Below are 10676 nucleotides of genomic sequence, written 5' to 3'. Positions count from 1 at the left end.
GGGATATGCAGCGCTGGCGCGCTGCATAGAGTGCGAATTGCGCAAGCGCAATTTGGAATTCCCGCGCAAGCGCGGGAATGAATTCCGTAAACGGAATTCTGAAGAAGAGTTACAATTCGCGCAAGCGCGAATTGTGGGCACCCGCGCAAGCGCGGTCGCCTGGGCCGGCAGCAAGAGGGCGTGCATCACGTGTCTCGCCTGTGTAGTGACTGGGAATCACGGGTCATACCCGACAACTGGGGTGACGGTCCGACAGACTCTGCGACCCCGATGGGATGCCGGCCTCAACCGCAGTGACGGGCTCCGCTGCGCACCACCCTAACCCCTCCCCCACCCTTCCTTGCTCTCAAAGCTTGCCCGATCACACCCGACAAAACCTCACAAGAATACACACTTGTTCGCCATGTGAGGTCGGAATCGAGCCAGAAGCAACCCATATGGCGAACTTGATGCATCACTGATGACTGCTGTGTAGAGTCTGGGATCAGACAGCACCACCACCGGCCCTCTTCATCAACATCAGTCTTTCCAGACCGATTGCGTGCCGCATAAGGAGAACACGGGAATGGCCGTGAAACTGCGTGACCATCAGATCGAGGCCGTCGCCGCCATTGTCCGCGGCCTCGACATCCCACCCGACGGCATTCCCTCCAACGGTCTGCGCGGACAGGTACACGCCGCATGCGGAACGGGAAAAACCCTCATCGCGGCAGCGTCGGCCAAGCGCATGGTGCCCAAGGGACGCATTCTCGTCCTCGTACCGACACTCGACCTTCTGACCCAAACCGTGAAGGCATGGCGCGACGCCGGACACACAGGGCCGGCCGTCGCGGTGTGCAGCCTCACCGACGACCCGGAACTGTGGAACCTCAAGGTGCGCTCCACCACCAACCCAGTGCAGCTGGCCCTGTGGCACGGCGAGGGACCGGTGACCATCTACGCGACGTACGCGTCGCTGGGGGTCCTGGCGGAGGCGTTCGAGGGCGCCTACGGGCAGCGCCTCGCCCCGCTGGACCTGGCCGTGGTCGATGAGGCGCACAGGACGTCCGGCTCGATGGGCAAGGCATGGGCCGACATCCACAGCCAGCGCGTCATCCCGGCAGACCGCCGGCTGTACCTGACGGCGACACCGCGGATCTGGCAGGAACGGCCGAACTGGGAAGTCGCAGAAGGAGTACACGAGGCACTGCCGAAGGAGATGGCGGCCTCCATGGACGACGAGCGGGTCTTCGGACCAGTGCTCTACAAACTCTCGCTCGCATCCGCTGTCTCGCGGGGACTGCTGGCGCGGTATCAGATCATCGTCCTGGAGCTCCAGGACCCGGTCGTCACACCCGAGCGGCTGATGGGCGAGGAGCGGCACACCGAGGAGGTGCGCGGGCAGCGGCTCGGAGCGCTCCAGGCCGCGCTGCTGCACACGATGCAGCAGCACCAGCTCCAGACCTGCATTACCTTCCACCACCGAACGATAGAGGCGCAGGCTTACGCGGAGGGCCTGGAGCGCGTTGCTGCGAAGCTACACGCTGACCAGCCGGAGAAGTACCCGGCGCAGATCTGGGCGGACTGGCTGTGTGGCGAGCATGTCACGGAGCGCCGGCGCGGCGTGCTGGGGGAGTTCGGCTCCACCGCCTGGCGCGCGGTGCTTTCGAACTGTCGTGTCCTGGGTGAGGGCGTCGACATCAGAGCGGTGGACAGTGTCGCCCTCTTGGACCCCAAGGGCGCCCCCCACGACATCGTCCAGGCCATCGGCCGGGCACTCCGTCAAAAGCCCGGACAAGGGAAACTCGCCTCTCTGATCGTGCCGGTATTTCTCCAGCCCGGAGAAAAGCCCGAGGACATGTTCACCTCGGGATCGTATCGGCCCTTGGTGAAAGTTCTTGAGGGGCTGCGGGCTCATGATGAAGAGGCCGTGGAATTGCTGGCGATTCCGCAGGAGCCTCAGAAGGACGTGGCGCAGCCTTCCGAGTACATCGGCCCTGCGCCCGAGGAAGGCGAGGAAGAATCCCGTCTCCTGCTTCGTTTCGCTGCTCCGCGTGACCCGGTGATGGTCGCGGACTGGGTGAGCTTCAACGTGATCGACACGGAGAAGCAGGACTGGGCGCGGGGCTGGGCATCGCTGAAGAAGTTCACCGAGCGTGAGGCACACGCCAGGGTTCCCTACGGCCACAAGGAAGGCGCCTACCCGCTCGGGCAGTGGATCGCGGAGCAGCGACGCGCGTACGGGGCGGGACAGATGAACGGCCAACGCGCCCGCCGACTCGAGCAGCTGGGCATGGTCTGGTCACCGACCGACGAACGGTTCCAGGAGAACCTGGAAGCCGCCAAGGCCTACTACGACCAGCACTGGACACTCTGCGCACCCCGCTCCGCGACCATGCTGGACAAGCCGGTCGGGCAGTGGCTCTCCAACCTCCGCCGCCCCGACGCTCTGGCCGAACGCCCCGAATGGGAAACGGCGTTGAAGGCCGTGGACGAGGACTGGAACCCGGCATGGCCAGCCGACTGGCAACGCCACTATGCCGCACTACGCGAACTCCTGCGCGACGAGGAAAACCCGACGCATGTCCTGCCCGGCTTCACCGTCCACGGCATGGACATCGGCAAGTGGCTCGCCCGGCAACGGACACCGAAAGTCTGGCAGGCCCTGACAGACGGACAGCGCGAACGCCTGGAGGCCGTCGACGTCGTCCCGGTGGCTCCCGAGCCGGAAACGCCCGCCGCCCCGGCCACGGCGCCCGTGAGCGCCTTCGAGAAGGGCGTAGCAGCCCTGGCGCAGTACGAGGCCCGCACAGGCTCTGTGACAGTGCCCAGGGGCCACGTAGAGACGCTGCCGGACGGATCGGAGGTCAAGCTCGGAGTGTTCCTCAGCAACACCAAGAGCCGCAGGGCCAAGCTCACCGCCGACAAGCTCGCCGCACTCGCCGCACTCGGACTCGAATGGGCCGCCGCCTGACAGGGGCAGTACCTGCGGCCCGGTGCGAGGGGCGGGCTGCAGGTTGTTGTTGCAGGCGGTCGTTTCGACAGAGCAGAGCGAAACGACCGCCTGGTCCTGCCGGAGCTGACCACAGCGACAGGATGCCGTCTCCGCCTCGGGCGTCGAGAGGTGACGTGACGCCTGGATCATCGCTCTCCAGCCGGTACGCCGCGGGACCGACTCACCGGTACCTAGCGGCTGAGGCCGAGTTCTCACTCATGTGCCTGACGGTGTGGCCGCGCCGGCCGACGCGCCTGGCCGCTCCTGCCGCCTCACCGGGCGCCAGCCCTGCCCGGCACGAACGCTGAGGGCCGCCGCCCGACGCGCGACCGCCCCCAGGCTTCCTCGTCTCCTTCGCCCTCCCCCACACCTGACCGCTGGGCTTGGAAAGCCGGTGGACCGTACCTGTGTGGCAGCTGGTGCGAGTCCCGTCCGAGGCTCTGGCCGCCGGGCGCGCGCGGGCCCCGGGCCGATCTGCCATGACAGCATCGGGCCCCGCACGGTGCCGGGGGGGCTTTCCTGATAACGACCTTGCGGAAGGGCGGATACGGCGCCGCGGTACTGCCGAGGTCTGCGGGTGAACCGCTGTTGACGGAGGTCAGGACTCAATCGGCCCCGTAGCCCACGTCTGAACCGAGACGGCGTGTGGGGCGGAGTTGTCGTGTGCGTTCGGTGCCGTTTACCCTCGTCGATTGCCGTGAAGGTGCCCACAGGGGCGCATCTGTCGCTGCTGGTGTGGCACTTGGGATGCCATGGAGTGGACGGGTGGGGCGACAGGGGCGGTTCGGCGTCATGGCGGGGCTGCTGTGCGGGCGGTGCGGCGGGCGTGGACGGAACCGGGACGTGAACGCGATCTGACGGTGCAAGCCGGCAAGGCGGCGCTGGCCGCCTGTGTGGCGTGGGCGGTGGCTGGGTGGTGGTTGCAGGCGCCCATGGCATTCGTCGCTCCGTGGGTGGCGGTCGTGCTGGTGGAGTCGACGGTGTACCGGTCGCTCGTTCACGGTTTGCAGCAGTTGGCGGCGATCGCGGTGGGCACGGTGGTGGCGACGGTCGTCGCGTTGGTGCTGGACAGCACGATGGTTGCGATGGCTGTGGTGCTTCCGGCGGTGGTGCTGTTGGCGCAGTGGCAGCGCCTGGGCAGTCAGGGCATCTGTGCCGCCACCGGGGCGCTGTTCGTGCTGACCAACGGGCAGGTCACCCTCGCTACTTCGGGGGCGCGCATCGCGGAGGCGGCCTTCGGAGCGGTGGTCGGCATCACGGTCAACGCAGTGATCCGGCCCCCGGTGTACCTGCGTGACACCCGTGCCGCCCTGACGGACGCCGCCCGCGAGGCCCAGGAGATCCTGGAAGCGGTGGCCGATGGGCTGGACGGTGGCGAGTGGGACGGTCACGCGGCTGGGGAGTGGCACGAGCGCGCGCTGCGGCTGGGACGCCTGGTCGATCAGGCCCGCTCCGCGATCGGCTGGAGCCGCGAGAGCATGCGGGGCAATCACCGCGGGCGGGGTACGGCTGCCGTCTGCCCGCCGGGCAAGGCGTACGACGATGCGCTGGCCGTATTGGACCATGTCGCCGTGCACACCGCAGGCGTGACCCGCACCGTGCAGGAGACCGCGAGCCACAACGACAAGACCGCCCGCCCCGGCCCTCGGATCGCCGGCCTTTACGCGGGCTTCCTGCGCCATACCGTCCGGGCGATCGGTCTCTACGGCCAGACCCGCTTCGCAGAAACCGGCACTGAGCAGTCCGCCGACGGGGCCCTGCGCGAGGCTGTCGAGGACCTGCATCGAAGCCTCGACGAGCTCCACCGGCGGTTGCCCGGCGCCGTGGCAGACGATCCCGATGCACTGGCGACGCACGGCGCGCTGCTGGCCCAGGCCCGCCGCCTGGCCGATCAGCTCGTCCAGGACTGACTTTGGGGGCGGCACCGACGGTGGTGTCGCCTCACCTCCAACGGCCGACGGCGGCGCCCGGCGTTCACAGCCAGCCGTTGCGGCGGAAGCTCCGGTGCAGCAGGGCCGCGGCGCCGACCATCACGGCGACGGCGAGCGGGTATCCGTACGTCCAGCTCAGTTCCGGCATGTGGGCGAAGTTCATGCCGTAGATGCCGGCGACGAGAGTGGGGGTGGCCAAGATGGCGGCCCAGGCGGAGATACGTCGCATGTCGTCGTTCTGCCAGATCCCGACCCGTGCGAGGTGGGCGTCGAGGGCGGAGTTGAGCAGTTCGTCCAGGGAGCGCACCTCGGTGTCGGTGCGGTGCAGGTGGTCGGCGACGTCGCGGAAGTAGGGCAGCATCTCCTCGGGCCACCCGGCGTGGGGGCCGGCGAAGTCCTGCACCACCGGGACCAAGGGCTGGACGGTGTCACGGAATTCAAGGACCTCGCGTTTGAGGGAGTAGATGCCCTCGGTGAGGTCCTCGCGCTCCGGGGAGAACACGCTCCGCTCCAGCGCGGTCAGGTCGGTACGGACCTGGACGGCGGCCTCGGTGTAGGAGTCGACCACTGTGTCGAGGACGGCGTGCAGCACGGCGACGGGCCCGAACCGCAGCAGCGACGGGCCTTCGCCGAGCCTCCGGGCCGCCTCGGCAGTGGGATCGGCCGGGCCATGACGAACGGTCAGGGCGAATCGGGGACCGATGAAGACCATCACCTCGCCGGTCTCCACCTCGCAGCCGTCCTTGACGTACCACAGCGTCTTCAGCGCCACCGCGAGGACGTTGCCGTACCGCTCCCTCTTGGGCCGCTGGTGCGCCTCTCCGGCGTCCTCGACCGCCAGCGGATGCAGCCCCAGAGGGTCCGCCAGTTCTTGCAGATCGCCTGGACCGGGATCGTCCAGATGAACCCAGCAGAACTCGCCTTCCCCCACCCGCTTCAAACTGTCCAGCACCGCCGCACAGCCACCGTCGACCTGCTGGCAGTCCACCTGCTCCGGCTCGCCCGGCGGCTCACGGTAGATGACACACCTCATACTCCCCGCCTGCACCGCCGCGGCGATTGCATGCCTGCCGGCTGTCGACGGGCGTCCGGCAGACGCGCTGTCCACACGCGATGGGCACGCTTCCTTCACGCGGCCAGGCTTTCCATCCGGCCGGGCGGGGCTACCCGAACGGGAGGAGCCGTCTTCAAGAGGAGCTGCCGTGGTCCTCGCCGCTTTCCTTCTGCCCCCGGGGCTGCTGTGTCTTGTCCTGGCGCTGGGCCGCTATGAGGAATGGCTACTCGGGCAGACTTCGCCCCCGCGGCCGGCGCCGCGCCATGCCAGGACCAGGCGCCATTTGTCCCTCGTTCCGCGCGCGGGCTCCCAGGCGCCCTCGGGCGGCGGTGAGTCTGGGCATCGGCGTGTCGCCGGCGCGGCATAACTGAGTGCTGTGGCTGCGGGGCGATGGCTACCACGGCTGGGCTGCCCGGCAGACGTCCGGCAGGCAGGCGTTCCGCGACTCCGAAGCACGACCGCCACCACAAGGGCGTTCCTCCCGCTGACGCGGGAGCACGCGCTCAAGGAGCCATGCTGTCGGACCTACGGCGCCGTCTTCACCCGTCAGCTGCTGCGGGTCATTGGGGCGCGGTGTCGTCGGGTGAAGGGGATAGAGCGACCGCAGCCGGTTCCAGTGCCGGCTGAGGTGCTCTTCGGCCTCACGCAGGACCTGGTCGGAGGCGGCGTCGGGCATCGCCAGGCGGAGTTCGCCGATTCGGTCGTTTCCGGCGGGGCCAGTGTCGTGTCGGCGGGCGCGGTCGGCACTGGGGCGGGATCTCCCCCACCACCGGGCCAGCAGCACTGCGGCGGTAACGGCCACGGCGGCGAGAGCCGCCAACGAGCGGTGTGCGGTCACGGGTTCCTCCCACCAGTCCGGGCCGACTGCTCAGCCAGCGGCGCCCGGAGCCCGGGAGGGCGGGGCGCCGCTGGCAGAGGGCGGATCAGCCGGCCAGGTCCCGGTCAGGCGGCGAGTGCCGGCGGCTCCTGCCCGGTCGACGGCCGCCTTGACCCCGGCGAAGATCGCGCCCTGCAGCGTTGCGGCGAGCAGAACCTCCTGCCAGGTGCGGTCCTCGTCGGTGGCGTCCGGGGCGTCCTCGTCATGGCCGAGCCTCTTCCACACCTGCTTGAACACCCCGCCGGCCAGCACGCCGCTGAGCGCGCCGAGCGCCAGACCGACCGGCTTGTAGGCGACTTTCGATGCCTTCGCGGTTACCTCCTGCCACGGCGGCGCAGCAGCAGCCACGCGGCCACCGCCACGCTGCCGACCACGATCAGCACGGTGCGGTTGGCGCGGGCCGCCTCGGCGCCCTGATGGGCCTTGGCGCGGACCGGCTCGGGTGCCTTGTCCTGCCACACCTGACCGGCCTGTCCGGCCTTGGCCTTCACCTGCTCCGCAGCTGCTGTGGCCTTGTCCTTGACCGGGTCGGGCAGCTTGTCCTGCACCAGGTGCGCGGCCTCGGCAGCCTTCACCTTGACCTGCCCGGTCAGCTCCGTGGCCCTGGCGCCCGCCTGCTCCTTGAGCACGGTCGCCTTCTCCTGCGCGCGGGCCTTGACGTCCGTCTTGGCGGCCAGGCTCTCAACCGTCTCCCCCAGCTCCTGGCGGGTTTGCTCGACCTGCTCCCGCAGCTGTTCAGGGCTGGAGGCGGTGGGCTCGTCGGGGGGCTGCTGGGTCATCGCTGTGCACTCTCCTTGATCTCGGCCACGTCGGCCTTGACGCTGTCGATGGTCTGCTCGGGTGCCGGCGGTGCGGCCTGGCTGACTTCCTTCTTGCCCGTCAGGGCCAGCACGGCGGTGATCACGCCGAGGACGGCGGTGACGATCAGGGCCGCGGCCCACACCGGGAGGACAACGGCCAGGGCCGCGATGGCGGTGGCGATTAGGGCCTGCGCTGTCAGGAAGCCGACCAGACCGGCGCCGCCGAACAGGCCCCCGCCCTTGCCGTACCGCTTGCCCTTCTCCTTCATCTCCGCCTGCGCCAGCCGCATTTCCCCGCGGACCAGCTCCGTCAGCTGCTGGGAGGCCCGCTGGACCAGATCGCCCACCGGCTCCTGCGAGCCGCTCGGGCCGCGGTGGGAATCCTGGGTACTCATGATGGATTGCCGCCTTTCTCAGCTGCCGGGTAGTAGTCGTGTCCGGGATGAAGGCGTCGGCCTGTGCGGGTGAGCGAGGCATACCCGCCTCGACGAGTCCCGGGTACCCGGATGCGGGTCCGCCATCCGGCGGGTCTGCGGTAATCGGGTTGTGCTTGTCATCGCAGCAAGCGCCGGGCCAGGTGGGGCGTACGACGTACCAGGGCTGCTGCGGCCAGACCGATCGCGGCGCCGACGGCGACGTCGGAGGGGTAGTGGGCGCCCGTGTGCACGCGTTCGACGGCCACCATGCCGGCCGGCACCGCACACACCGCGCCCGCCCACGGCCACACCGCCGCCACCGCGGTACTGAACGCCACCCCCGCGGCGGTGTGCCCGGAGGGGAAGGACGAGGAGTCGGGGCGGTCATGGACCTCCGGGTGCGAGATCCATTCCTCCGGCGGCCGGCGCCGATGCCATATCTGCTTGAGGACACAGTTGGAGGCCAGCTCCGCCACGGCCATGCTCGCCAGGCCCGCGGCCGCGGCCCTACGCCCCCGCCACCCGGTGGCGGACAGGGCCACGGCGGCACCCCACCACAACTTGGTGTGCTCGGCCGTCTCCTCCACCGCCGGCAGCACCCGGCGAACGCAGTCCGACCGCCACGACGCCACCCACCGCGTCAACCGGTGATCACCCTCACGAAGGTTCGCCAGCACTCTCATGAGCTGCGACTTCCCGGTCCGAGCAGCGCCTAACTCGACGACCTCTTCCTCGCTCCACGTACGGGTGTCGCGGGGCGGGACATAGGGCTCTTCCTCCTCGGGCAAACCGCCGGCGACGGCGCGTTGGCGGGCCATCTCCGCGTCGAACTCCAGGCCGAGCAGGATCGCGATGTTGCTGATCCACAGCCACACCAGGAACACGATCACTCCGGCGAGGGTGCCGTAGGTCTTGTTGTTCGAGGCGAAGTTCGCCACGTAGAACGCGAACCCGGCCGAGGCGATCACCCAGATCACCAGGGCCAGCACGCTGCCCGGTGTGACCCACCTGAAACCGCGGCCCTTCACGTTCGGTGTCGCCCAGAACAGAAGCGCGATCATGATCGTGACCAGCACGACCAGCACCGGCCACTTCGCGATCGACCACACCGTCAGCGCCGTGTCCCCGAAACCCAGAGCAGCACCCGCCTGGCGGGCCAGCCCGCACGTCGGCACCGAACGCCCGGAGGTCGGCCGGGCCCGGCTGCGCAAGTACGTGGTCACCGAAGAGGTCCAACAGACCGTCCCCGTCCGCCACGAAGAGGTACGCGGCGCCAACTGCGCGCGCTGCTCGGGGGCGAGCTTCGCCCCGCGGCTCTTGGTGTTGGAGATCCACACCCCCAGCCGAACGGACGTGCCATCCTCCAGCTCCTCAACATGGGCCCTCGAGACGGTCACGGAGCCCGTACGCGCAAAATACAGACGTAGGGCTGCCACACCCTGCTCGAAGGCCCCCGAGCCACTCTTGCCAGCCTTCGCGGACGCTTCCTTGGCCGGGGGCAGCGGGGCGATTCCGATGGCCTCTAGGCGTTCGCGCTGCCCGTCCCCGTTCAAAGTTGCAAGAGGTGTCAGGCCCCACGTGAAAGATCAATACGGTCACACCTCTTGCATTCACGACCGCACGAGGGCGCGGCACGCCTTCTAGCGCGGCGAGTCGTACGGCCGTGGCTGCGTAGGTCACAACCGAGAGCATTTGTCCCTGGCGACAACGGCCTGCGCGACCCCGTCGGGGGTGTGCACCAGGTCCGGTGGCCGCGGACGCATGCCACCCGGGATGCCCAGTGACGGCAGACCCTCAAGATCGTTAGCAGGGCATGCACAACATCAAGCGCGCGACTGCCGCTATCGCACTGGCAGGCGCGGCTCTGTCCGTGTCCGCTACTGCCCATGCCGATGTGCCCTTTGAAGAGAGGGAGTTCTTCACGACGGAGGTCATCCAGAATGATCACGTGGGTAACGGACACCACTCGACCCACTTGGCTATCGAAGAGATCGTCGATCCGCTCCGCAGAGAGGCGATCATCTTCGACGACGAAAATGGCAAGAAAACGATCGAGGAGATCAAGGAGATGCCCGACGGTGAAGTAGTGCGGGAGGACTTCAGGGTCAACTAGGTGGCCGTCTGCGCTGGCCGCCCCGGCAATCCGGGAGACCGGGAGCTCGCGGCCGGGCCTAGGTTCGGCCCGGTCCTCCCGGTGTCGTGCCGCCGGTGCCGAGGATCCGCCGGCCTTTCAGGTTGGCGACGTCCTGGCGCTCGACGTCCTCTAGGAGCCCCTCCGGCTGGACTCGGTCAGCGGGCAGGAGCCGAGGGCCTGTGCCGGTCGCTGAAGTGCTCGTGGCGGTGCTCGGGCCCGTGCCAAGTTGGCGTCGCATCGTGCTCATGACCGGAGTCTCTGCCGCAGGCAGTCCCGGTGCGACGTCGGCCGTGCGCGCGTGCGTTGCGCGGTCTCATAGGTTCCACTGACCCGCTGCTGAGCTGGTCCGTGTGCGGGTGCAGGACGGCGAGAGGGTTCTGATTGCTACGCGTTCTAGCTCACCCTGCACCGTCCAAGAAGTCCTTCATCAGCTCGCTGAGTTCGAACGCCCTCTTGTGCGTACTTCTGTTCGCCTGCCTCCGGGCGGCGT

Annotated in this window: 7 protein-coding genes and 3 pseudogenes; 4 read left to right on the top strand and 6 right to left on the bottom strand. The window is 68.7% G+C overall.

The window, feature by feature from the left end; all coding sequences use genetic code 11:
• Nucleotides 1–565: 565 nt before the first annotated feature.
• Both ACFXGX_RS42030 and ACFXGX_RS42025 read left to right on the top strand, forming a co-directional pair.
• A complete protein-coding gene (locus tag ACFXGX_RS42030; RefSeq protein ID WP_384803395.1) occupies nt 566–2953 on the top strand; it encodes a Helicase associated domain protein in 2388 nt (795 codons plus the stop codon).
• A 773-nt stretch (nt 2954–3726) separates the two neighbouring features.
• Complete coding sequence (locus tag ACFXGX_RS42025) at nt 3727–4884, top strand: aromatic acid exporter family protein (RefSeq protein WP_384803392.1); 1158 nt, start codon at nt 3727–3729, stop codon at nt 4882–4884.
• A 64-nt stretch (nt 4885–4948) separates the two neighbouring features.
• Here the strand turns inward: ACFXGX_RS42025 and ACFXGX_RS42020 are convergent, their stop codons facing one another.
• The 6 genes and pseudogenes from ACFXGX_RS42020 to ACFXGX_RS41995 form a co-directional block, all read right to left on the bottom strand.
• The gene (locus ACFXGX_RS42020; RefSeq protein WP_384803389.1) at nt 4949–5938 is read right to left on the bottom strand and encodes a magnesium and cobalt transport protein CorA; all 990 of its coding nucleotides are present in this window, start codon (nt 5936–5938) and stop codon (nt 4949–4951) included.
• Between the two features lie 889 nt (nt 5939–6827).
• Complete coding sequence (locus tag ACFXGX_RS42015) at nt 6828–7184, bottom strand: DUF4235 domain-containing protein (protein WP_384803386.1); 357 nt, start codon at nt 7182–7184, stop codon at nt 6828–6830.
• The gene (locus tag ACFXGX_RS42010; protein ID WP_384803383.1) at nt 7151–7615 is read right to left on the bottom strand and encodes a DUF3618 domain-containing protein; all 465 of its coding nucleotides are present in this window, start codon (nt 7613–7615) and stop codon (nt 7151–7153) included. Before ACFXGX_RS42010 ends, ACFXGX_RS42015 begins: the two co-directional genes overlap by 34 nt.
• The gene (locus ACFXGX_RS42005) at nt 7612–8031 is read right to left on the bottom strand and encodes a phage holin family protein (protein ID WP_384803380.1); all 420 of its coding nucleotides are present in this window, start codon (nt 8029–8031) and stop codon (nt 7612–7614) included. Before ACFXGX_RS42005 ends, ACFXGX_RS42010 begins: the two co-directional genes overlap by 4 nt.
• Nucleotides 8032–8189: 158 nt before the next feature.
• Nucleotides 8190–8531 (bottom strand): annotated as a pseudogene (locus ACFXGX_RS42000) (phosphatase PAP2 family protein); the annotation flags it as partial.
• 246 nt (nt 8532–8777) lie between these two features.
• Nucleotides 8778–9221 (bottom strand): annotated as a pseudogene (locus ACFXGX_RS41995) (YihY/virulence factor BrkB family protein); the annotation flags it as partial.
• On the opposite strand from ACFXGX_RS41995, the pseudogene ACFXGX_RS41990 reads away from it, so the two are divergent.
• Together ACFXGX_RS41990 and ACFXGX_RS41985 are read left to right on the top strand one after the other, a co-directional pair.
• A pseudogene (locus tag ACFXGX_RS41990) lies at nt 9217–9321 on the top strand (DUF2382 domain-containing protein); the annotation flags it as partial. The pseudogenes ACFXGX_RS41995 and ACFXGX_RS41990 overlap by 5 nt on opposite strands.
• 544 nt (nt 9322–9865) lie before the next feature.
• Nucleotides 9866–10165: a hypothetical protein gene (locus ACFXGX_RS41985; RefSeq protein WP_384803377.1), complete on the top strand. Its 300-nt coding sequence runs from the start codon at nt 9866–9868 to the stop codon at nt 10163–10165.
• Nucleotides 10166–10676 lie beyond the last annotated feature (511 nt).

Source organism: Streptomyces sp. NPDC059371, from assembly GCF_042751995.1.
GTDB lineage: Bacteria > Actinomycetota > Actinomycetes > Streptomycetales > Streptomycetaceae > Streptomyces.
Note: the sequence above shows the minus strand (reverse complement) of the source record. Positions and strands in the feature narration are given on the sequence as shown.

Bases quoted from the DNA above. Each gene is read 5' to 3' on its own strand.
- ACFXGX_RS42030 (WP_384803395.1), top strand. From the start codon at position 566: ATGGCCGTGAAACTGCGTGACCATCAGATCGAGGCCGTCGCCGCCATT.
- ACFXGX_RS42025 (WP_384803392.1), top strand. From the start codon at position 3,727: ATGGAGTGGACGGGTGGGGCGACAGGGGCGGTTCGGCGTCATGGCGGG.
- ACFXGX_RS42020 (WP_384803389.1), bottom strand. From the start codon at position 5,938: ATGAGGTGTGTCATCTACCGTGAGCCGCCGGGCGAGCCGGAGCAGGTG.
- ACFXGX_RS42010 (WP_384803383.1), bottom strand. From the start codon at position 7,615: ATGACCCAGCAGCCCCCCGACGAGCCCACCGCCTCCAGCCCTGAACAG.
- ACFXGX_RS42005 (WP_384803380.1), bottom strand. From the start codon at position 8,031: ATGAGTACCCAGGATTCCCACCGCGGCCCGAGCGGCTCGCAGGAGCCG.
- ACFXGX_RS41985 (WP_384803377.1), top strand. From the start codon at position 9,866: ATGCACAACATCAAGCGCGCGACTGCCGCTATCGCACTGGCAGGCGCG.